The sequence below is a fragment of the Pseudomonas sp. NPDC090201 genome, from assembly GCF_044746825.1.
In the GTDB taxonomy this organism is placed as follows: Bacteria; Pseudomonadota; Gammaproteobacteria; order Pseudomonadales; family Pseudomonadaceae; genus Aquipseudomonas; species Aquipseudomonas putida_AD.
This window is the reverse complement of sequence record NZ_JBIVCX010000016.1, coordinates 1-19858: the sequence shown is the minus strand read 5'-3', so window position 1 is coordinate 19858 and position 19858 is coordinate 1. Positions and strand designations below refer to the sequence as shown.

The following is a 19858-nucleotide window of genomic DNA, read 5'->3' as shown; positions in this document are numbered from 1 at the left end:
GCCGTGCTGCTACGGATTCACTGGCGTTCACACCACCTCACCAGCCTACACCGCCCCGTAGCAGCCGGGCTTGCCCGCGGGGGCGTCCTCAAGATCGTCCCCGCCAGCACCCCGTGCTGCTACGGGTTTGAGTTGTTCTGTCGAACGGCAGGATGCAGTATTCTCCCATCGCCCAAGCGCGATGGAACGGTCAGCCATCGCCGTGGTTCTAAGAGCACATGCCCGTTCACCCTCGAAAAGTGCCACCCTACATGGAACGACTCCGACCTGAAGACGCCATCGGCATTGCTGCGGATGCGGCGTGGTTCTTGCCCGGCACCGGCGAGGTCAGCAGCCTGCTGAAATCCGCCCTGCATCAGCGCTCGCCTCTGGGCCCGCCGACGCAATGGTCCCACAGCCTGAAGACGCTGATGGCGACCACCCTTCCCGTTCAGGCGCAAATCGTCATCTTCTGGGGCCCGCACTACGTCGCGTTGTACAACGACGCCTACGCCCCCACCATCGGCGACAAACACCCCGGTGCCCTCGGGCGGCCGGCCGTGGAGTACTGGGCGGAACTCTGGGATGACCTCGAACCCTTGCTGCGCGGCGTGCGCGAGACCGGCCAGACCTTCTCCGCCAAGGACCGCCCCTTCTACATCAAGCGCAGTGACCGGGGTGAAACGGTGTATTTCGACGTGTCCTACTCGGCCGTGCGCGAACAGGACGGCTCGGTAGGCGGCGTGCTGTGCATCGTCACCGAAACCACCCAGCGAGTGCAGTTCGAGCGGCGCCAGGCCTTTCTGGTGGAGCTGGGCAAGGCACTGCCTTCGTTCAATGATCCAGATGTCATCCAGGCCCATGTGCTGCGTCAACTGGGCAACGAATTCGAGCCTGAGACCATTCGCTTTGCAATCAGCGAGGACGACGGCGAAACCTTCGAACGCCGCCAGTCCTACGAGCGCGGGCGGCTGTTCCGTGATGGCGAGATCCTGAAATGGGACAGCCTGACCCTGAGCCAGTTGCGCGCAGGCTACGTGATCTTCCACCATGAAAGCGGCGCCCGCAGTGGCATGCCGGATCCTGATATCTTCGCCTTTCTGGAGCACGAACCGCCCGCCCGCGTGGACATTCCGGTGATTCACCATGGCAAGCTGACGGCCGTCATGAGCATCAGGCCCGCCGCCCTGGAAACCTTTGGCGGCCACCACCTGCGCCTGACCCGGGAAGTCGCCGAGCTTGCCTGGCTGTGGATCAACCACGCCAAGGGCGAGCGCGATCTGCGGCGGCTCAATGAAGAACTCGAAGAGCGCGTGGTCAGCATCGTCGGCGAACGGGAAAGGGTTCTGGCGCAGTTGCACGAGTCGCGCAAGATGGAGATGGTCGGGCAGATCGGCGGCGGCATCGCCCATGACTTCAACAACCTGCTGACACCGATCCTGGCTTCGCTGGAACTCATCGGCCGCAGGACTGACGACACCGGCACCCAGAGACTGGCCAGCAGCGCCATGCAGGCCGCCGAACGCGCAAGGGCGCTGGTGGGCAAACTGCTGACCTTCGCCCGCCGCCAGACCCTCAAGCCCGAGCGCGTGAGCCTGGGGCACCTGGTAGGCGAGCTCCAGGACCTCGTCGAACGCTCGCTGGATGCGGGAATCGACCTCGACATCGCGATCCCTGCCAGCCTGCCCGAGGTGTTCGTGGACCCGCAGCAACTGGAACTGGCCGTGCTCAACCTCGCCGTCAATGCCCGTGATGCCATGCCCGAAGGCGGCCGGTTGTCGATAACCGCCGCCGAGAAATCCCTGACCGCGCCCCGTGGCTCGATGCCCGCTGGCCATTATGTCAGCCTGACCGTGGCTGACACCGGCTGCGGGATGACGCAAGACATCCTGCAGAGCTGCCTGGAACCCTTCTACTCCACCAAGGGCGCGGGCAAAGGCACCGGGCTCGGGTTGTCGATGGTTCAGGGCCTGGCGGTGCAATCGGGTGGCGGGCTCGACATTGCCTCCCGCCCCTGCGAAGGCACACAGATCACCCTGTGGCTGCCGCTTGCCTGACCTCAGCCCCCGTCTGGTCTGGATCTGTGGGAGCGGGCTCGCCCGCGAAAGGGGTGGGTCAGGCACCCTCGTAACGTCAGGCCTGACGCATTCGCGGGCAAGCCCGCTCCCACAGGGTTTCGGTACGCCCGGAATTTGCGATCACCCCCGGCCCCGTAGCATTCCGGCTTGCCGGCGTCGGGGCCCTTGAGACCGCCAACGCCGGCGAGCTGGACTGCTACGGGGAAATTGATTGAAGGGTTGAGGGCATTGGCCAGCGCCTCGGGATTTTTCTATCATGGCGCCTCGAATCCTGCCCGAGGTCACCATGAACACGCCCCTTTTTCGCGACGCCACGCCGGCGGACGTCTCCCGCTGCTATCAGATCGAGACCTCGGCCTACGAAGGCGACGAAGCCGCGACCCGGGAAAAGATCGCTATCCGCATCGACCAGTACCCGCAAGGTTTCCAGATTCTCGAACTGGACGGCGAAGTGATCGGCTTTATCAACGGCGGCTGCGCCCATGAGGTGGTCATGTCCGATGAGGCGTTCAAGGAGCTGATCGGCCACGACAGTGACGCGCCGAACGTGGTGATCATGTCGGTGGTGCTGGACCCCGCTCATCAGGGCAAAGGCTATGCCTCGCTGATGATGCGCCACTTCGTGCAGCACATGCGCGGGCTGGGAAAACGCACTATCCACCTGATGTGCAAGGATCGGCATGTCGAGCTGTACGCACGCATGGGCTACCGCTACGTCAAGCCGTCGGACTCCGACCATGGCGGCATGGCGTGGCATGAAATGGTGATGGAGCTCTGATCCATCACTCGACGCCCAACACCTTGCACATGAACACCCGGGCGAAACCGTTCTCGGTCGCCCGGTGTGTCTCGCGATAGCCAAGCCTGGTGTAGATCTCGACGTTCTCCACCATCCGCTCATGGGTATACAGCCGCACCGCGTGGCAGCCGTTGCTCAGCGCATACTCCTCACAGAACGCCATCAGCCGCTTGCCGCCGCCTTTACCTTTGAAGCCGGGCGCGACGGCGATGTTTTCCAGCAGCAGCCCGTCGCCCTCGACAATCATCACCAGCACCCCGACCACCTGCCCGGCATCGGTCAGCACGAAGGTGCCGGGCTGCGCAACCACCTGCCGGTAGTCATCGAGCATGGGCGCCGGCTTGCGGCCGATGCGGGGAATGTACGGGGCGTAGGCGTCGTGGACCAGAGCCGTGATGCTGTCGACATCTTCGGGGCCAGCGCGGCGAATGACGGGTTCGTTGTGCAAGCGTTCTCTCCCGGGCCAATGACGATTGTGAGCGCCAAGCATGGGCCAGAAGATGCACGCTTGCCAATGCCGGGACCGGAGAAAAACAACGCAGGGGCTGATCGTAAGCGGCCAGGCGTGGTGGCCGAGAACGGGCAGCCCCTGGGTTGAAACTAGCCCAGCTCGCGCTTGAGTTGCTCGCGATCCAGAGCGCCATCCCAACGGGCCACCACCAGCGTCGCCACACCGTTGCCAATCACGTTGATGAGCGCTCCGCCTTCGGAAATGAAACGGTAGACGCCCAATACCAGCACCAGCCCGGCCGCAGGAATCACATCCACTGAAGCCAGAGTCGCCGCCAGGGTGATGAACGCACCGCCGGTAACGCTGGCAGCGCCCTTGGAGGTCAGCAGCAGGATCAGCAACAGCGTCACCTGGTGATAGAGCGACACGTCGATATCCAGCGCCTGGGCGATGAAGATCGCCAGCACCGTCATGTTGATGCAGCTGCCATCCAGGTTGAAGCAATAGCCGGACGGTACCACCAGGCCCACCGTGGACTTCTCGCAGCCGAGTTTTTCAAGCTTGCCCATCAACCGCGGCAAGGCCGATTCGGATGATGAAGTACCGAGCACAAGCACCAGTTCCTCGCGGATGTATTTAAGGAACTTCCAGAGGCTGAAACCTGCAATCCGCGCCACGACATTGAGCACCACGAACACGAACACAAGCCCCGTGACGTAGTAGCACACCAGCAGGTTCACGTAGGCGCCCAGCGACTGCACGCCGTATTTGCCGATGGTGAACGCCATGCCGCCGAACGCCCCCAGCGGCGCCAGGTACATGACGATCTTCAGCATGCGGAAGAACGCCTTGGCCACAAGGTCAATGGTGTCCAGCAGTGGCCGCCCCGCTTCCCCCAGCAATTGCAGACCGAACGCGAACAGGACCGAGATAAACAGGACCTGCAGGATCTCGCCATCGGCAAAGGCGCCGAACACCGTGCTCGGCACGATATGGGTGATAAAGCCCACCACGCTCTGGTCATGAGCGGCCTTGGCGTAACCGGCGATGGCCGTGCTGTCGAGGGTGGCCGGGTCAATGTGCATGCCCACTCCCGGCTTGAACAGGTTGACACCGATCAGCCCGATGACCAGCGCGACGGTGGTCAACACTTCGAAGTACAGCAACGACTTGAAACCGATCCGGCCAATTCGTTTCAGACTCTGCATGCCGGCGATGCCGCTGACGACGGTGCAGAAGATGATCGGCGCAATCAGCATCTTGATGAGCTTGATGAAGGTGTCCCCCAAAGGCTTCATCTGCTCGCCCAGCGCCGGGCTGTAATGCCCCAGGATCACGCCGAGGATGATTGCGAACAGTACCTGCACGTACAGGTGGTGATAGATCGGCTTGCGCCGTGCCGTTGCGGGGGCAGCGGCAAGGGTGTCGATTGAAGAGCTGATTGTTTTTGTCATGGCTCTACCTGATGGGGTTGGATTTTTGAGGTCGCGGCGGCTCAGCTCACCACATTGACGGGCTTGCCGGCCGCGAAGGCCGCGATGTTGCTGGCCAGGACGGTTTTGAGCCGGGCCACGCTGCTCTGGCTAGCCCAGGCCACATGCGGCGTCACCAACAGATTGGGATGGGTGTGATGCAGCAACGGGTGGTCGGCGCGGGGCGGCTCCACGTGCAGCACGTCCAGTGCCGCGCCAGCCAACTGGCCGCTCTCCAGCCCCGCGAGGACTGCGTTTTCATCGACGAGCGCGCCCCGTGCAGTATTGATAAGGACAGCGCCTGGCTTCATCCGGGAAATTTGGCCAGCGCCAATCAGATAGCGGGTCTGGGGTGTCAGCGGGCAATGCAAGGTCAGTGCATCGGACCTGGCCAGCACCTCGTCGAAAGCCGTATACCCTTCCCTTGTCCGCTGGGCACCCTGGTGCTCGGCGAACAGCACATTGATTTCAAGCGCTTTCGCCAGGCGCGCCACGCGGCTGCCGATATCGCCGCGTCCGACGATGCCAAGGGTCGATCCCTGGAGGTCTTCGATAGGCGCGCCGTGTACGCAGAAATGCGAAGACTCAGGCCACTGGGTGGCGGAGAAACTGCGGTAAGCGAGCAAATGGCGACGCAGGGCGAACAGCGATGCGATGACCGATTCGGCGACACTGACGGCGCTGTACGCCGGAACGTTGCAGACCGTGATGCCCTGATCGCGACAGGCCGCGATGTCGACGCAGTCGTAGCCGGTCGCGGCGACGCAAATCAGTTTCAGGCCCGGTAGCTGTTCAAGCGTCGCACGATCCAGACGCACCTTGTTGGTAATGGCTGCATCAGCATCCCGCAAGGCATCGAGCACCTGGTCGGGCGATGTTTTTTCACGCAGGTTCCAGACCGTGGCTTGCGCCGGGCGCGGCAAGGCAGACGGCAGGCTCGCGCCGTCGAGAAATACGATATTCATGGCGTATCCTTTAGTGTGCGTTCGGCGCGAGCGGCTCGGAGATCTCGATCAGGTTAAGGTCCGGATCGCGCACGTAGACCGAACGGATCGGCCCGTTGGCGCCGGTGCGCTGCACGGGGCCTTCGATGATCGGCCAGGCCTGGGCCTGAAGGTGGGCGATCACTTCATCGAGCCCGACACTTGCGATGAAACACAGGTCCAGCGCGCCCGGTACCGGCAAGTGCGCCTTGGGTTCGAACTCACGTCCGCGCTCATGTACGTTGATCTTCTGATCACCGAAACGAAAGGCGGTCCGCCCGGCGCCAAAGGTCTCGAGGCGCATCCCCATTATCCGCACATAGAAGTCCTTGCAGGCTGCAATATCGGTGGTGGTCAGGACCAGATGGTCGAGGTGGTGGATCATGGCGCACGCTCCAGTTCGGCGTTGGCGACTTGCCTGCTCAGTGAATGAACATGCTCGGGGATCGGGTGCAGGTCCAGGCGGCGGCCGGCCTTGAGGATCTGACTCGGCGTCGGGTGGCCGATCAGCCCGGGCAACCTGGCCGATGCGGCCAGTACCCGATCCAGATCCATGCCGGTGTCGTATCCCATCAGGTCCAGCATATGGACCAGATCTTCCATGCAGACGTTGCCACTGGCACCAGGTGCGTAGGGGCAACCACCCAGCCCGCCCAAGGAGGCGTCGAAGCGGTCGATTCCGGCCTGCAACGCGGCGAGAGTGTTGGCCAGGGCCATGCCTCGCGTGTTGTGAAAGTGCAGCGTGAGCTGCAACTCGGGAAAGCGCTCACGGACCTGCCGCGACAGTGACTCGACCTGCGAGGGGTAGGCCATGCCCGTGGTGTCACACAGCGTGATGCCACGCACGCCCAGCGCCGCAAAACGCTCGACCCAGCCCAGCACATCCCGGGCAGGCACGTCGCCCTGCATCGGGCAACCGAACACCGTCGACAGCGATACGTTCACCGCCACCGGACTCTTCCCGACAACAGCAATCACCTCTCTCAACTGCTCAAAGGACTGCTCGCGGGTCATGCGCAGGTTCGAACGGTTGTGCGGCTCGCTGACCGACATCACCAGGTTGGCTTCGTCGATACCGCAGCCAAGCGCTCGCTCCGCGCCGCGCACGTTGGGCACCAGCACCGTGTACTCCACTCCGGGCTTGCGCCGGATACCGGCCATCACCGCCTCGGCATCGCGCAGCGCGGGGATGGCTTTGAGCGAGGTAAACGAGGTGACTTCGATCTTGGCGTAGCCACACTCGCTGAGCGAGTCGATCAGGGCAATCTTGTGCTCGGTTTCGATAAAGGTCTTTTCGTTCTGGAAGCCGTCACGGGTCGCGACTTCCTGCATGAACAGGCGTTTCATTACGCTCACTCCTTCTTGTTGTCGTCAGATCACGCCACGTGCGCGCCAGGCTTCACGGGTGCGGGCGTCGATGCCCAGCCCTTGCAAGACCTGATCGGTGTGCTGGCCCAGCGTGGGTGCACGGGACCGCACGCTTCCAGGTGTAGCGTCGAGCTTGGGCACGATGCCCGGCAGGATCACCGGTGTACCGTCGTCCAGTTCGCTGCAGAGCAGCATGTCGCGGGCCTGATAATGAGGATCAGCGGCGATGTCGGCGGCATCGTAGATCTTGCCCGAGGGAATGTTGGCGTCCTTCAACCCGGCCAGTACCTCATCCAGAGAACGCTCGGCAGTCCAGGTCGAAATCGCGGCATCGATCCGCGCCACGTGCCGCACACGACCATCGTTGTGCATCAGCTCAGGATCGTCGGCCAGGTCCATGCGCCCGATCTTTGCCATGAGGCGTCGGTAGATGCTGTCGCCGTTGCCAGCGATGAGGGCGTATTTGCCGTCCAGGCAACGATAGGCGTTGGTCGGCGCGATACCCGGCAGGCTGCTTCCGGCAGGTTCGCGCACGGTGCCGAACACCGAATACTCCGGAATCAGGCTTTCCATCATGTTGAACACCGACTCGTACAGTGCGACGTCGACCTGTTGCCCCGCTCCGCCGTTGCACTCCCGATGCCGCAACGCCAGGAGCACGCCGATGACACCGTGCAATGCCGAAAGCGAATCACCCATCGAGACGCCGACGCGTACCGGCGTACGACCGGGCTCGCCCGACAGATGCCTCAGCCCGCCCATGGCCTCCCCGATGACGCCGAAGCCGGGCAGGTCGCGATAGGGGCCGGTCTGGCCATAGCCGGAGACGCGCAGCATGATCAGGCCGGGATTGATGGCTGCCAGCACGTCCCAGCCCAGGCCCCACTTTTCAAGGGTTCCGGGGCGGAAGTTTTCGATCAGGATGTCTGCGTCCGCAACCAGTTTCCTGACCACGTCGTGGGCTTCGGCCTGGCGCAGGTCGAGGGTCACCGATTGCTTGTTACGTGACTGGGCGGCCCACCAGACGGAAGTGCCGTTGTGCAGCAAGCGCCATTTGCGCAGCGGATCACCGCTGGCAGGAGGCTCGATCTTGATCACTTGCGCGCCGAATTCGGCGAGGATCTTGGCGGCGAAAGGGCCGGCAATCAGTTGGCCCATCTCGACCACCTTGATGCCTTCCAGGGGTAGGCTCATGACGTTTTCCGTTCTTGTTGGATTCGATGAGCCGATCATCCACGCAAAATCTTCGAGTGAGAATTTCAAAGTTTTCCACTACCCTTTCCAAAATGGAAAAGGAAACAGCTCCATGCTCAATCTCCTGCCGCTGGACTTCGTGTCACTGCGACTGTTGGTACTGACTGCCGATCACCAGAACCTCACCAAGGCCGCCGACGCGGCCCACATGACGGTGTCGGCGGCGAGCAAGCGCCTGGCGGAACTGGAAAGGCTAACCCAGTGCACGCTCTTCGTGCGTCTGCCAAGGGGATTGCAATTGACGCCCGCGGGCAAGGGACTGGCCGAACACGCCCGCCAACTGCTCGACGGCGCCCAGCGCATGGCCCACGACGCCAGTGATTACGCCAGCGGAGTGCGGGGGCACGTGAGGTTGTTCGCCAACACCTCGGCGGTGATTCAGTTCCTGCCCCAGGACCTGACCCGTTTCCTGTCGACGAACCCTCATGTCCGTATTGGCCTGGAAGAAGCCCTCAGCGAAATGACCATAGAGGCCGTGGAAGACGGCCGCGCGGACATCGGCATTTTCGCTGACAACATCCCGGCCCCCAGGCTCGAAGTGCGGCCTTATCGAAGAGACCGTCTGGTGGTGCTGGTGCCGCAAGCCCACCCCTTGGCCCGGCGCGAGCGCGTGCATCTGGTGGACACCCTGGACTACGACTACGTCGCGCTGAATCAGGGCAGCTCGCTGCTCAGGCGCATCAGCGACGCCGCCACCCGCACCGGCAAACTGTTGAAGGTGCGCATCCAGGTCTCCAGTTTCGATGGCATCTGCCGGATGATCGATGCCGGATTAGGGATCGGTATCCTGCCGCTGGGCTCCGTGCAGCCCGGCCTGTTGGACGCCAAACTTCGCGCTATCACGCTGGAAGACGAGTGGGCCGCCAGGACATTGTTCGTGGGTGTGGCCGACGCGGCCAGATTGTCGCCGGAAGCGGCCAACCTGTTCAGCTACCTGAGTGATCTGGAGCCGCCCGCGCTCGGTTGACCGCTACGAGCGAGCCTCAAGGCTCCTTCTTCAACGCAGGCAAATTCCACCCATACCTGAGCGACAGCATACGCACCCCCGTGCACAGGGCAATCGCAAGCCAGGGGCTGAAGCGATCGTCGATCACCTGGGTATCGCCCAGCAACTGGACGAACGCCCCGGCAAACGCTGCAAGGGCGTAGATTTCCTTGGTCAGGATGGCGGGTACCCGGCCCAGCAGGATGTCGCGGATCACCCCGCCACCCACTGCCGAGATGACCCCGAGCACGATAGACAACTCGACATGGGGAATGTGGGCGAAGGTCTTGTGCACGCCGAATGCGGCAAAGAAGCCCAGGCCCACCGCGTCGAAAAACAGCGTGGGCTGGGCCAGCTTGAGCAACTGGTTCTGGAAGAACGCCGCCAACGCCACCGCGACGATCACCAGGCTCAGGTATTCGATGTTCACCAGCCCCGCCGGTGGAAACACGCCGATGCACAGGTCACGGATCACCCCGCCGCCGCACGCGGTGACGAATGCCACGACGAACACGCCGAAGATATCCAGCCGCCGATGGATCGCCGCCATCGCGCCGCTCAAGGCAAAGACGAAGGTGCCCATCAGATCGATATAGCGAAAGACTTCAAAACCCATCGAGCCGCCCTGCCTGACGTTGTGTGGCGATGCGCGCTGAGCATGGGGGGTTATCCGCGAATCGGCAAGGTCGACGGATCAATGAGGGTGAACAGTCCAGGCCACCAGCCGGGCAACCACCGGGCGCACGATGAGCACGCAAACGAACGCTGACGGCATGGCGACCCGATAGGCATTCATCACGCTTTCCATGTAATGCTCGCCAACACCGAATTCGGCAAGGGTAATGACCAGGCACATGAGAAACGCCATGATGGTCGCCATGTAGAGGGCGAACACATAGGGCGTCATGGGGTTGGGGAAGCGGATACGCGAGGGTTTTGTAGTCGTCATGTTTTCCATTGAGTGCTCCCTGTCAGTCACTGGGTTTGAGTGAGCGGCTAACCTAACAACTCCCTGAAAGCCTCGGTAGACGCCTTATGCTTGATTGATCATTAAGTAAATTCTACGAATCAAAGCAGACAGAAGGGATTCAATGGACATTCTGGGTCTGATCCACACATTTATCCGGGTGATCGAAAACGGCAGCATCGCCGCAGCGGCCCGCGCCCAGGGCATGAGCCCGGCGGCGGTCAGCCAGAGCATTACGCGGCTGGAAACCCACCTGGGTGTGCGCCTGCTTTCGCGCACCACCCGCAGCATGGCACTCACCGAAAGCGGCGCGCGTTACTTCGAGAAGGTGCGGCACATCCCCCATGACATCGAGCTTGCGTCCCAGGCCGCCGCGGTCGCTACGGCGCCACAGGGACCGTTGTGCATCGCCACGACCACAGCTTTCGGGCGATACGTGCTCGCACCGCTGCTGCCCGCATTCAAGGCTGCCTATCCGCGCATCAACATCGAACTGATCTGCACTGACCGGCGTGTCGATCACAGGCTGGAGGGTGTTGACGTCAGCCTGCGCATCGACGCGCAACTCAACGAGCAACTGATCGCCCGGCGCATCGCCTCGATCCCGTTCGTGTTCTGTGCCTCGCCAGGCTACCTCGAAGGCGCGGGGGTGCCGACAACGCCGGAAGACCTGCAACAGCATGCCTGCCTGGTGTTTCGCTACCCCACTGACGGGCGCTTTCTGCCCTGGCATTTCAGGCGCGATGGCCAGCGTTTCGAGGCTAGGGTCAATCCTGGATTCGTGTGCGACGACATCGACACCATCGCCCAGATCGCCCTGAACGGCGGCGGGATCGCACGGCTGGCCAGCTTCATTGCCCAGCCACTGATCGACAGCGGGCGGCTGGTGCCGTTATTCGAACCAGCCAGCCGCAGCGCCACCTGGGCCGAATCCGAACCCATGCAGGTTTACGCCTGCGTCAGCGAGCGGTCGGCATTGAACGCCAAGGTGCGGGCATTCATCGAGTTCGTCGAGCGGGCCATGCAAACCGACTGGCCCGTCAGCCCATCAGAAACTTGAACGCCCACAGCGCCGCCATCCCCAGCGCCAGCGTCAGCACCGTGCTTTTCGTGGCCCAGGCCACCAGCGCCGCGACGCAGGCTGCGGGCAGTTGCGGGTTGCTCGCCACCCATTCGCCCGGCCCTGCGGGGTAGACCACGGCGGGCAACACCAGCGCGGAGAGCACGCTGGCCGGCACGTAAGGCAATGCGCGGTTGAGCAATGCCGGAATGCGCCAGCGGCCATGGATTTCAACGAAGGACAGGCGCAGCAGGAAGGTGCCGATCCCCGCGCCCAGAAACATGCCCCACATCGACAGATCGTTCATGGCGTTTGCCCCTCGACTTGCGGCGCGCGGTTGCGCACGTTCTCGGTCAGCAGCCCCGCCGCGACCCCGCCGATGGCTGCCGTCACCAGCCCCAGGTTATAAGGCAAGCGGGCTGCCAGCACGGCCAGCAACCCACCGACCACCGCAGCCGCAAGACTTGGAACGTTGCGGATGGCCGGCACCAGCAGCGCCAGGAACGACAGCGGGATGGTGAACCCTAGTGACCACGCCTGCGGCACCTTCGCCCCCATCAGGATGCCCGCCAGCACTGACAGGTTCCACACCAGCCACATCGCAAGGGCCGTGCCTGCATAGAAATGATGGGCGAAACGCCCCAGCTCCCCCGAAGCCAGCTTGAAGCTGCACAGCGCAAAGGACTGATCCGACAGCAGATAGGACAGCGGCCAGGTCCAGCGGCGCGGCAACCCGTGCAGGTGCGGCGCCATGGACGCGCTGTACATGATGAAACGCAGATTGATGATCAGCGCCGTCACTACGATCGCCACCGGCACCACGCCCTGATGCAGCAGTTGCAGGGCAACCATCTGCGCGGAGCCGGAATAGAAGATCAGGGTCATGCTCATGGCGGTGGCCGGCGACATGCCCATGTCGATGGCCATGACCCCCGTTACCAGCCCGAACGGCACAACGCCCGTTGTCAGGGGCAGCAGCGCGCGCACCCCGGCCATGAACGCAGCTGTTGCAGATCCGAAAGCCATGTGGGTCCTCGTTGTTATTATTTGCCAACTCAGGCGCCCGCGAGCGCGTTGTGCGATAGAGTGTAAGCGCCGCTGGTGGATGGGCAGAACCGACTTTTTCTTCGCACAATCAGGCATTTTTTGTTATGGCCAACGGCCTTTTACCCGACCACGCGTTGATGAAGATGCCGTCGTTCAAAGCGATGCGCTCGTTCGTGGCAGCCGCCAAGCACCGCAATTTCTCGCGGGCAGCCCAGACCCTGTGCGTCACCCAGGCGGCGATCAGCCGTCAGATCCGCGACCTTGAGCTGTACCTGGGCACCGAATTGTTCATCCGCACCGGGCGCGAATTGGAATTGACCGAACAGGGTGTCGCGCTGTTCGACGCCGCGCAGTTGTCGTTGCTCAACATCTTTCAGGCCACCGAACGCATCCGCCGGGAACAGCACGACAGCCGTCGCATCACCCTGTGCTGCTCGCCGGCCCTGTCGGCGTTGTGGCTGTCGCCCAGGCTTCGGGGTTTCATCGAGGCCAATCCGGACGTCGATCTGAACGTCATCACCACCGCGCATTTCCTCAACATGGAACCGGGCATTCACCCCGATATTTTCATCACCAAACGCACCGACGCGCGCCCAGGCTACCTGCACATCCCGCTGTTTCACGAGACTGTATTTCCGGTGTGTACGCCCGCGTTTCTGGCCGCCAACCCGCAGTTGTGCACGCCCGAAGGCATGCGCCAGAGCAGGCTGCTGGACCTTGACCCTTATGGGCGTTCGCAGTTGTCGGAGCAGGTGGACTGGGACGTGTGGTTCGCCTTCCAGTCCCCGGACCTGCACATCCCCGCCGCCCGCAGCCAGCCGTATTTCAGCAGCAACGACTACAACCTGCTGATTCAGATGGCCCTGGACGGGCAAGGGCTGGTGCTGGGCTGGGATCACCTGATCCGCCATCACCTGCAGCAAGGCCGGCTGGTGCGGCCAGTCGAGGACCAGATGATCCTGCGCGAATCACTGCAGTATCTGGTGATCAACGAACAGCAGGCTCAGGATCCTGCCGTGGGGCGGCTCAAGGACTGGCTGATCGCGCAGTTCGCCTGAGTCGCCCGGCGCACCGAGCGATCAGGGCTCGACTCCTTCCAGTGCATTGCCCACCGTCTCGATCAACAGATCGGCATGTTCGCGCTGGAAGGCCAGTAACGGCCGGATCTTGAGAATGTTTTCCAGAGGGCCAGCGGCACTGATGAGCACACCCTGCTCGCGCATGGCGTTGACCACCTTGCGCGTCTGCGCCGCCGCTGGCTGCTTGGTGGCTCGATCGGTGACCAGTTCCACCCCGAGAAACAGCCCGGCCCCGCGCACGTCGCCGATGATCGGATAACGCTCGGCCAACTGACGCAGCCCTGTCAGCAGGTACTGGCCCATCTCATGGGAGCGCGCCTGCAACTGCTCGTCGCGGATCACGTCCAGCACAGCCTGGCCTGCGGCGCAGGACACTGGATTGCCGCCAAAGGTGTTGAAGTAGCGCATGTTCTTGCCGAAATGATCGACCACCTCCGCCCGCCCTACCAGCCCGGCAATCGGCTGGCCGTTGCCCATGGGTTTGCCCAGGGTCACGATATCCGGCTGCACGCCGTGGCGCTGGAAGCCCCACATGTTCAGGCCCGTGCGAGCGAATCCGGACTGGACCTCATCGGCGATGTACAGCAGCCCCTCGGCCTGGGCCAGCGCGATGCCCTGGGCGAGAAATCCCGCAGGTTCGGCCAGCACACCGTCACTGGCAAAGATGCCGTCGAGCAGGATCGCCGCCGGACGAATGCCCTGGGCGCGCATGTCCTCGATGGCCGCCTGCACATCGGCGGCAAACACCTGCGCGACATTCTCGGCTCCCAGGCGATAGGCATCCGGCGCACGCACCGTTCGCACGTGGGGCGGCAACACCATGGCAGGCCCCAGTGAAGGCGAGAGTTCAGCGATATCCCCGGTCACCCCGTGATAGGCGAACCGGGTGATGATGACCCCGGTGCCGCCCGTGAACTGCCGGGCGATGCGCAAGGCCAGGTCGTTGGCCTCGCTGCCAGTGCAGGTGAACATCACCCGCTGCAGGTGCTCGGGAAAGGTACCCAGCAACTGCTCGGCGTAATCGATGATGCCTTCCTGCAGATAGCGGGTGTGGGTATTGAGTTGGGCGGCCTGGCGGGCAATGGCTTCCACCACCCGTGGATGGCAGTGGCCCAGGGACGCCACATTGTTATAGGCGTCCAGATAGCGCCGCCCCTGATCGTCATACAGCCACACGCCCTCACCGCGCACCGTGTGCAGCGGATGCTCGTAGAACAACCGGTATGCGGTGCCCAACACCCGGCTCCGGCGTTCGATCAGCTGCCTTTCGTGCTCCGAAAGACGCTCGGCATCGCCGGCGGTAAATCCGTTGATCATGCTCATGGGCTCACCTTCTGCCGGCACGCGGCAACTATTCTGTCGTGGATCTGGGCGTCGGACACCTCGGCCAGCCCCATCAGGCTGTCACGGGCACGGTACGAATTGCGCAGGATGTACTCGCGGTTGTCCGGGTGCAGGTCCGCTCGCCAGAAATTGATGCACAGCGACAGCGCCACGCGGGTCGAGATCAGCACCGGCAACAGTTCCAGTTCGTCGATGCCCAGCGGATTGACCCGATGATAGGCGCCGATCATGTCCAGTGCCGGCTCCAGCACATCCCCCGCTCGCCCCAGTTGATAGGACGCCGCGACCGCTACGTCGTTGACCCGCGGCGCGTGGACCATGTCGCCGAAGTCCAGGATATTGCGCAGTACGTCGGGCTGATCCGGATCGACGATGATGTTGTGCGGATTCATGTCGTTGTGAATCACCTGCTTTCTCAACCCTGAAAGCCTGGGCCGCGCCTGCTCTTCGAAGCACTCGAGCCTGCGGCGAACCTGGTCACGCAGCGCGCCCTGCTCGATATGGTGCAACAGCGGCTGCATGCGTTCGGCGTGCTGCATGTCCCACAGCAGCACGTGCCCGGCGGCCGGGTGGTTGAAGCCTTCCAGAGCGATGTCGAAACGGGCCAGCGCGTGGCCCAGATTCTGGCGAAACAGCGGCGAGGTGTGACCCACGCGATGCAGCGGCAGGCCGTCGACAAACGACAGCAGCCTGACCAGCATGGGCTGACCGCCGATCTCGACCTTCTCCACGAACTCGCCGTTGAGCGAAGGGTAGACGCGCTGCACCGGCAGATCGGGGTCGCGCTGCTCGATCAGGCGCATGGCCTGGTTGTGGAAGTCCACCACCTCGGGGCTTTCCAGAGGGTGGGACATCTTCAGCAGGCACGACGAACCATCGGCGAGCATGACGCGGAAATTCAGGTCGCGCTCGCCGCCCATTCTTTCCAGGCTCGCGCTCAGGCCATAGCATCGCCTGAGCACATCAAGGACCTGCGCCTCGGTCACTTTCGCCGGGGCAGCCTGCAACAGGCAGGCTTGAGTCAATACAGTATCGAGCGACATCTTCTGGCTCCTCGCTCAGGTAATACGGGCCTGCCTGCGACCGCACAGGCCCGCCGCATCATTTGTTGGCCCAGGCAGTGAAGCGCTCTTCCAGGTCTTCGCCGTGATCGATCCAGAACTCCGCGTCGGTGGCCCGGGCGTTCTGCAGGTTTTCAGGCGACGTCGGCAGCTTCTTGCCCACCGCAGCATCGACCAGCGGCACCGCGTTCTTGTTGCTTGGCCCGTAGGGAATCGTCTCCACGAAATTTTTCTGCTGCACAGGCTCGCTGGCGAACGCAATGAACCTCTCGGCCAGCGCCTTGTTCGGCGAGCCTTTCACGATGGCCCAATGGTCCAGGTCATACAGGCTGCCGTTCCACTGCATCGCGAACGATTGCCCGTCATTCTGCGCCGACGTCACACGGCCGTTGTACGCCGAGGTCATGACCACGTCACCTGCTGCCAGCCACTGCAACGGCTGGGCGCCGGACTCCCACCACTGGATGTCGGGCTTGATCTGGTCCAGCTTGCGAAACGCCCGCTGAACGCCTTCCTCGGTGCCGAGCACCTTGTACAGGTCTTCCTTGGCGACACCATCGGCCAGCAGCGCGAACTCAAGGCTGAACTTGGCGCCACGACGCAGGCCGCGCTTGCCCGGATACTTCTTCACATCCCAGAAATCGGCCCAGCTCTGGGGTGCATTCTTGATTTTCCTGGGGTCGTACGTCAGTACGGTAGACCAGATGAAAATGCCGATCCCGCAATCACTGACGGCAGCGGGAAGAAAATCCTCTTTCTTGCCGATGCGCGACCAGTCCAGCGGTTCGAACAGGCCCTCGCTGCAACCGCGCAGCAGTTCCGGGGTTTCGACTTCGACTACGTCCCAACTGGTCTTGCCGGTGTCGGCCATGACCCGGATCTTGGCCATCTCGCCGTTGTAATCGTCGGCGGTGATTGCGACTCCCTTTTGCGCGGTGAACGGCGCGTAGAACATCTTCTCCTGGGCCTGGCGGTTGTTGCCGCCGAAGGAGACCACGGTGAGTTTTTCGGCGGCGCTCGCGCTGCCTGTGAGCGCGGTAAGCGCTGTGAGTGTCAGTACAGCTGCAAACTTTTTGTTCATGCGTCTCTCCACATTCGCTACGTGCGTTAGCGGCAGCTTTAAGGGATGGCAGGTCGTTTTTTGTTTTTGGCAGCGGTGTAGCGGTCAGCGCCGGGCGTCGAGCGTCCGGTGGCTGGCGTCAGGGATGAGCCTGGGCGCGGCTCATTAGTACCATATTTGGAATATGATGCATCATAATTTTTTGTGGTGTAGGCTGAGCCCTGCAATCCACTTCCAGGAGGCGCGACTATGACCGGGCAACGAACACTGCTTCTGACAGGCGCAAGCCGCGGTATCGGGCATGCGACGGTGAAACATTTCAACGCGGCGGGCTGGCGGGTCTTCACCGCTTCCCGGCAGGACTGGACCGAAGGTTGTCCGTGGGCCGAGGGGCTGTTGAACCATATTCATCTGGATCTGGAAGACATCGACGAGGTCCGCCGTAGCCTTCCGCTGATCCGCGAAAAGCTCGGTGGCCGGCTGGATGCGCTGGTCAACAACGCAGGGATTTCGCCCAAAGGCGAGAACGGTTCACGGCTGGGCGTGCTGGAGTCCGACTACGCGACCTGGCTTCGCGTATTCAACGTGAACCTGTTCTCCACCGCGCTGCTCGCCCAAGGCTTGTTCGATGAGCTCAAGGCGGCCCAGGGTTCGGTCATCAACGTCACTTCCATCGCTGGCTCGCGGGTGCACCCCTTTGCCGGGGTCGCCTACGCCTGTTCCAAAGCCGGGCTCGCGGCGCTGACCCGGGAAATGGCCCACGATTTCGGCCCCCATGGCGTGCGGGTCAACGCCATAGCGCCGGGTGAAATCGAAACCTCGATTCTGTCGGCGGGCACCGAGCTGATCGTCGAGCGTGACATCCCCATGCACCGCCTGGGCAGGCCGGAGGAAGTCGCCTCGCTGGTGCATTTCCTCTGCACCAACGGCGCGGGGTACATCAATGGCGCGGAAATCCACGTCAATGGCGGCCAGCACGTGTAAGGCGCTGGAAATCCCGGCCGGAAACTCCCATCATTCAGGCCGGGCATCTGCCGTGAACGAGCAATACATGAGCCACCCCTACCCCATCCAGACCCTTAATCACTCCTACCTGGGCAGCGGGATCTACGAGCTGCTGCGTGAATCGTTGATCACCGGACGCTTTAAGCCCAACGACCGCCTGCGCATCCGCGACCTGGCCGAGCAACTGGGCACCAGCGTGACCCCGGTGCGGGACGCCATCCTGCAACTGGCCAAGGAGCAGGCGCTGATCCTCAAGACGCCCCGGGACATCCGCGTGCCCATGCTCACCGTGGCGCAATACGCCGAGATCCGCAGCATCCGCCTGGCGCTGGAGGGCCTGGCTGCAGAAACCGCCGCGGGCCTTGTCACCGATGCGGAGCTGATCGATCTGCAAGCCTGCATCGACAGAAACATCGCGGCGATCAACGACCAGGACCTGACTGCCGCCCTCAAGTGCAATCAGGAGTTTCACTACGCCCTGACCACCATCGCCCGCATGCCCGTGCTGGCCGGTATGCTCGACAGCCTGTGGATGCGCACCGGGCCCTTGATCGCCCAGGCCTACGCAAGCTTCAACGAACGCATGGCCATCGATCATCACTGGGAAGTGCTCGACGCGCTCAAGCGCCGGGACGGACCGGCTGCGCGCGCGGCGATCTGCTGCGACATTCTGGACGGCAACCAGAAGATGGTGGAGTACCTTCAAGCCGGTGAAGCCAATACCTAGGCCAGGAGTTCGGTGATCCACTGAATCTGGCGGGTCAGTTCCTGGACTTTCTGTTCGGGAACGGCCTGGGCGCGGGCGAATTGAGCGAGGGTGCGCTGCTTGAGGCGCAACATGCGCTGCCACTTGAGCAGGAAATCGGCGCTGCGCAGTTGCATCTGCAATGGGCCGAAGTAGAGCTCGCGGTCGCTGTAGGTTACGGGCCCCGAGGGTTCGGCGACGATGATCTCGTAGAAGAAGCGATTCTCGTGCAGCACCTGCTCGGCCACGATGCGATAACCCTGGGTCATCAACCAGAGGCGCAGGGGCTGCTCGCCGCCGTTGGGTTGCAGGATCAGCAGTTCCTGGCCATTGAGGCGTGCCTGGTCCTGTTCGAGGATGTCGCGAACGGTCTCGCCGCCCATGCCGCACAGGGTGATCGCGGTGATTGCATCCTGTGATTCGATGGCCGCCAGACCGCTGGCCAGACGCACGGTGATCTGCTGTTCCAGGCCGTTGTCACGCACAGTGCGCTGCGCGGCGTGATAGGGCGTCAACGCCACCTCACCCGCCACCGCCGTCGATATCACGCCACGCTTGACCAGCGCCACCGGCAGGTAGCCATGGTCCGAGCCGATATCCGCCAGCCGCGCGCCCGCCGGCACATACGCCGCGACCCGCTCAAGGCGCATGGACAATGTCTGTTCGTTCAACCGCCGTTCCTCAATCCACACCACCCGGCACCTGCCACCGGATCGGGCGGCGATTGTGCCGGGCGCATCCCTGGACAGCAAGCCGGACACAACCACCCACGGGGGCGATCTTGAGGACGCCAACGCCGGCAAGCCGTACTGCTACGGCTTCGGTGAATCCATTAGAACGCAAGAAATAACCATAACCTGTGGGAGCGGGCTTGCCCGCGAAAGCGTCAGGCCAGGCGACCTTGTAGCGCCTGGGCTGTGGCATTCGCGGGCAAGCCACGCTCCCACGGATTCAAGGGCGCCAACGCCGGCAAGCCGTACTGCTACGGCTTCGGTGAAATCCATCAGAACACAAGACAACCCACAGCCTGTGGGAGATTCTATGGTTGAGGGCAAAGTTTTTTAGCCCTCTTTCCTGCCTGGTATGCGTCCTTGTTCTGCATCAGGGAAAATGCGACGCGG

Annotated in this window: 21 protein-coding genes; 7 read left to right on the top strand and 14 right to left on the bottom strand. The window is 62.9% G+C overall.

Annotated features, from left to right (window positions below):
• Positions 1–251 precede the first annotated feature (251 nt).
• Both ACIPOO_RS25355 and ACIPOO_RS25350 read left to right on the top strand, forming a co-directional pair.
• Positions 252–2036, top strand: a complete 1785-nt coding sequence (locus ACIPOO_RS25355; RefSeq protein ID WP_400610628.1) for an ATP-binding protein — start codon at positions 252–254, stop codon at positions 2034–2036.
• Positions 2037–2343: 307 nt separating this feature from the next.
• Positions 2344–2835 (top strand): GNAT family N-acetyltransferase, encoded by a 492-nt coding sequence (locus tag ACIPOO_RS25350; RefSeq protein WP_400610626.1) that lies wholly within the window; start codon positions 2344–2346, stop codon positions 2833–2835.
• Between the two features lie 4 nt (positions 2836–2839).
• On the opposite strand, the gene ACIPOO_RS25345 is transcribed toward ACIPOO_RS25350, so the two are convergent.
• From ACIPOO_RS25345 to ACIPOO_RS25320, 6 genes are all read right to left on the bottom strand, one after another.
• Positions 2840–3304 carry a GNAT family N-acetyltransferase gene (locus ACIPOO_RS25345; RefSeq protein WP_400610624.1) on the bottom strand — a complete coding sequence of 155 codons (465 nt, stop codon included), beginning with the start codon at positions 3302–3304 and terminating at the stop codon, positions 2840–2842.
• Between the two features lie 152 nt (positions 3305–3456).
• Entirely contained in the window at positions 3457–4761 is a 1305-nt protein-coding gene (dctA, locus tag ACIPOO_RS25340) for a C4-dicarboxylate transporter DctA (protein WP_274130316.1), read from the bottom strand.
• A gap of 41 nt (positions 4762–4802) precedes the next feature.
• Positions 4803–5744 carry a D-2-hydroxyacid dehydrogenase gene (locus ACIPOO_RS25335; RefSeq protein ID WP_400610622.1) on the bottom strand — a complete coding sequence of 314 codons (942 nt, stop codon included), beginning with the start codon at positions 5742–5744 and terminating at the stop codon, positions 4803–4805.
• A gap of 10 nt (positions 5745–5754) precedes the next feature.
• Positions 5755–6147 carry a VOC family protein gene (locus ACIPOO_RS25330; protein WP_400610620.1) on the bottom strand — a complete coding sequence of 131 codons (393 nt, stop codon included), beginning with the start codon at positions 6145–6147 and terminating at the stop codon, positions 5755–5757.
• A complete protein-coding gene (locus tag ACIPOO_RS25325) occupies positions 6144–7109 on the bottom strand; it encodes a hydroxymethylglutaryl-CoA lyase (protein WP_400610618.1) in 966 nt (321 codons plus the stop codon). The genes ACIPOO_RS25330 and ACIPOO_RS25325 overlap by 4 nt, the downstream gene beginning before the upstream one ends.
• A gap of 24 nt (positions 7110–7133) precedes the next feature.
• Positions 7134–8324: a CaiB/BaiF CoA transferase family protein gene (locus ACIPOO_RS25320; RefSeq protein ID WP_400610616.1), complete on the bottom strand. Its 1191-nt coding sequence runs from the start codon at positions 8322–8324 to the stop codon at positions 7134–7136.
• A gap of 112 nt (positions 8325–8436) precedes the next feature.
• Here ACIPOO_RS25320 and ACIPOO_RS25315 point away from each other — a divergent pair, with 112 nt between their 5' ends.
• A complete protein-coding gene (locus ACIPOO_RS25315; RefSeq protein WP_274130321.1) occupies positions 8437–9351 on the top strand; it encodes a LysR family transcriptional regulator in 915 nt (304 codons plus the stop codon).
• A gap of 16 nt (positions 9352–9367) precedes the next feature.
• On the opposite strand, the gene ACIPOO_RS25310 is transcribed toward ACIPOO_RS25315, so the two are convergent.
• Both ACIPOO_RS25310 and ACIPOO_RS25305 read right to left on the bottom strand, forming a co-directional pair.
• Positions 9368–9985 carry a trimeric intracellular cation channel family protein gene (locus ACIPOO_RS25310; protein ID WP_274130322.1) on the bottom strand — a complete coding sequence of 206 codons (618 nt, stop codon included), beginning with the start codon at positions 9983–9985 and terminating at the stop codon, positions 9368–9370.
• Between the two features lie 78 nt (positions 9986–10063).
• The gene (locus ACIPOO_RS25305; protein WP_400610614.1) at positions 10064–10327 is read right to left on the bottom strand and encodes a DUF2798 domain-containing protein; all 264 of its coding nucleotides are present in this window, start codon (positions 10325–10327) and stop codon (positions 10064–10066) included.
• Between the two features lie 133 nt (positions 10328–10460).
• On the opposite strand from ACIPOO_RS25305, the gene ACIPOO_RS25300 reads away from it, so the two are divergent.
• A complete protein-coding gene (locus ACIPOO_RS25300; protein ID WP_400610612.1) occupies positions 10461–11396 on the top strand; it encodes a LysR family transcriptional regulator in 936 nt (311 codons plus the stop codon).
• On the opposite strand, the gene ACIPOO_RS25295 is transcribed toward ACIPOO_RS25300, so the two are convergent.
• Together ACIPOO_RS25295 and ACIPOO_RS25290 are read right to left on the bottom strand one after the other, a co-directional pair.
• Positions 11377–11703: an AzlD domain-containing protein gene (locus tag ACIPOO_RS25295; RefSeq protein ID WP_400610610.1), complete on the bottom strand. Its 327-nt coding sequence runs from the start codon at positions 11701–11703 to the stop codon at positions 11377–11379. The genes ACIPOO_RS25300 and ACIPOO_RS25295 overlap by 20 nt on opposite strands.
• The gene (locus ACIPOO_RS25290) at positions 11700–12422 is read right to left on the bottom strand and encodes an AzlC family ABC transporter permease (RefSeq protein WP_400610608.1); all 723 of its coding nucleotides are present in this window, start codon (positions 12420–12422) and stop codon (positions 11700–11702) included. The genes ACIPOO_RS25295 and ACIPOO_RS25290 overlap by 4 nt, the downstream gene beginning before the upstream one ends.
• 125 nt (positions 12423–12547) lie before the next feature.
• Here ACIPOO_RS25290 and ACIPOO_RS25285 point away from each other — a divergent pair, with 125 nt between their 5' ends.
• Positions 12548–13501, top strand: a complete 954-nt coding sequence (locus tag ACIPOO_RS25285) for a LysR substrate-binding domain-containing protein (RefSeq protein WP_400610606.1) — start codon at positions 12548–12550, stop codon at positions 13499–13501.
• Positions 13502–13522: 21 nt separating this feature from the next.
• Here ACIPOO_RS25285 and ACIPOO_RS25280 read toward each other — a convergent pair whose 3' ends face one another.
• The 3 genes from ACIPOO_RS25280 to ACIPOO_RS25270 are packed head-to-tail and all read right to left on the bottom strand — an operon-like array spanning position 13523 to position 17008.
• Positions 13523–14845 carry an aspartate aminotransferase family protein gene (locus tag ACIPOO_RS25280; RefSeq protein ID WP_400610604.1) on the bottom strand — a complete coding sequence of 441 codons (1323 nt, stop codon included), beginning with the start codon at positions 14843–14845 and terminating at the stop codon, positions 13523–13525.
• A complete protein-coding gene (locus ACIPOO_RS25275; RefSeq protein WP_400610602.1) occupies positions 14842–15909 on the bottom strand; it encodes a phosphotransferase in 1068 nt (355 codons plus the stop codon). Before ACIPOO_RS25275 ends, ACIPOO_RS25280 begins: the two co-directional genes overlap by 4 nt.
• A 58-nt stretch (positions 15910–15967) precedes the next feature.
• A complete protein-coding gene (locus ACIPOO_RS25270; RefSeq protein ID WP_400610600.1) occupies positions 15968–17008 on the bottom strand; it encodes an ABC transporter substrate-binding protein in 1041 nt (346 codons plus the stop codon).
• Between the two features lie 228 nt (positions 17009–17236).
• On the opposite strand from ACIPOO_RS25270, the gene ACIPOO_RS25265 reads away from it, so the two are divergent.
• Together ACIPOO_RS25265 and ACIPOO_RS25260 are read left to right on the top strand one after the other, a co-directional pair.
• On the top strand, positions 17237–17971 hold the full coding sequence (locus ACIPOO_RS25265) for an SDR family NAD(P)-dependent oxidoreductase (protein WP_400610598.1): 735 nt from the start codon (positions 17237–17239) through the stop codon (positions 17969–17971).
• A gap of 67 nt (positions 17972–18038) precedes the next feature.
• A complete protein-coding gene (locus ACIPOO_RS25260) occupies positions 18039–18719 on the top strand; it encodes a GntR family transcriptional regulator (protein WP_400610596.1) in 681 nt (226 codons plus the stop codon).
• On the opposite strand, the gene ACIPOO_RS25255 is transcribed toward ACIPOO_RS25260, so the two are convergent.
• The gene (locus tag ACIPOO_RS25255; RefSeq protein WP_400610594.1) at positions 18716–19408 is read right to left on the bottom strand and encodes a tRNA (adenine(22)-N(1))-methyltransferase; all 693 of its coding nucleotides are present in this window, start codon (positions 19406–19408) and stop codon (positions 18716–18718) included. The genes ACIPOO_RS25260 and ACIPOO_RS25255 overlap by 4 nt on opposite strands.
• Positions 19409–19858 lie beyond the last annotated feature (450 nt).

Excerpts from the sequence above, each read along its gene's own strand:
- ACIPOO_RS25300 (WP_400610612.1), top strand. The coding sequence starts at position 10,461 with ATGGACATTCTGGGTCTGATCCACACATTTATCCGGGTGATCGAAAAC.
- ACIPOO_RS25260 (WP_400610596.1), top strand. The coding sequence starts at position 18,039 with ATGAGCCACCCCTACCCCATCCAGACCCTTAATCACTCCTACCTGGGC.
- ACIPOO_RS25320 (WP_400610616.1), bottom strand. The coding sequence starts at position 8,324 with ATGAGCCTACCCCTGGAAGGCATCAAGGTGGTCGAGATGGGCCAACTG.
- ACIPOO_RS25335 (WP_400610622.1), bottom strand. The coding sequence starts at position 5,744 with ATGAATATCGTATTTCTCGACGGCGCGAGCCTGCCGTCTGCCTTGCCG.
- ACIPOO_RS25275 (WP_400610602.1), bottom strand. The coding sequence starts at position 15,909 with ATGTCGCTCGATACTGTATTGACTCAAGCCTGCCTGTTGCAGGCTGCC.
- ACIPOO_RS25280 (WP_400610604.1), bottom strand. The coding sequence starts at position 14,845 with ATGAGCATGATCAACGGATTTACCGCCGGCGATGCCGAGCGTCTTTCG.
- ACIPOO_RS25305 (WP_400610614.1), bottom strand. The coding sequence starts at position 10,327 with ATGGAAAACATGACGACTACAAAACCCTCGCGTATCCGCTTCCCCAAC.
- ACIPOO_RS25330 (WP_400610620.1), bottom strand. The coding sequence starts at position 6,147 with ATGATCCACCACCTCGACCATCTGGTCCTGACCACCACCGATATTGCA.
- ACIPOO_RS25295 (WP_400610610.1), bottom strand. The coding sequence starts at position 11,703 with ATGAACGATCTGTCGATGTGGGGCATGTTTCTGGGCGCGGGGATCGGC.
- ACIPOO_RS25350 (WP_400610626.1), top strand. The coding sequence starts at position 2,344 with ATGAACACGCCCCTTTTTCGCGACGCCACGCCGGCGGACGTCTCCCGC.
- ACIPOO_RS25290 (WP_400610608.1), bottom strand. The coding sequence starts at position 12,422 with ATGGCTTTCGGATCTGCAACAGCTGCGTTCATGGCCGGGGTGCGCGCG.
- ACIPOO_RS25265 (WP_400610598.1), top strand. The coding sequence starts at position 17,237 with ATGACCGGGCAACGAACACTGCTTCTGACAGGCGCAAGCCGCGGTATC.
- dctA (WP_274130316.1), bottom strand. The coding sequence starts at position 4,761 with ATGACAAAAACAATCAGCTCTTCAATCGACACCCTTGCCGCTGCCCCC.
- ACIPOO_RS25270 (WP_400610600.1), bottom strand. The coding sequence starts at position 17,008 with ATGAACAAAAAGTTTGCAGCTGTACTGACACTCACAGCGCTTACCGCG.
- ACIPOO_RS25325 (WP_400610618.1), bottom strand. The coding sequence starts at position 7,109 with ATGAAACGCCTGTTCATGCAGGAAGTCGCGACCCGTGACGGCTTCCAG.
- ACIPOO_RS25315 (WP_274130321.1), top strand. The coding sequence starts at position 8,437 with ATGCTCAATCTCCTGCCGCTGGACTTCGTGTCACTGCGACTGTTGGTA.
- ACIPOO_RS25310 (WP_274130322.1), bottom strand. The coding sequence starts at position 9,985 with ATGGGTTTTGAAGTCTTTCGCTATATCGATCTGATGGGCACCTTCGTC.
- ACIPOO_RS25355 (WP_400610628.1), top strand. The coding sequence starts at position 252 with ATGGAACGACTCCGACCTGAAGACGCCATCGGCATTGCTGCGGATGCG.
- ACIPOO_RS25285 (WP_400610606.1), top strand. The coding sequence starts at position 12,548 with ATGGCCAACGGCCTTTTACCCGACCACGCGTTGATGAAGATGCCGTCG.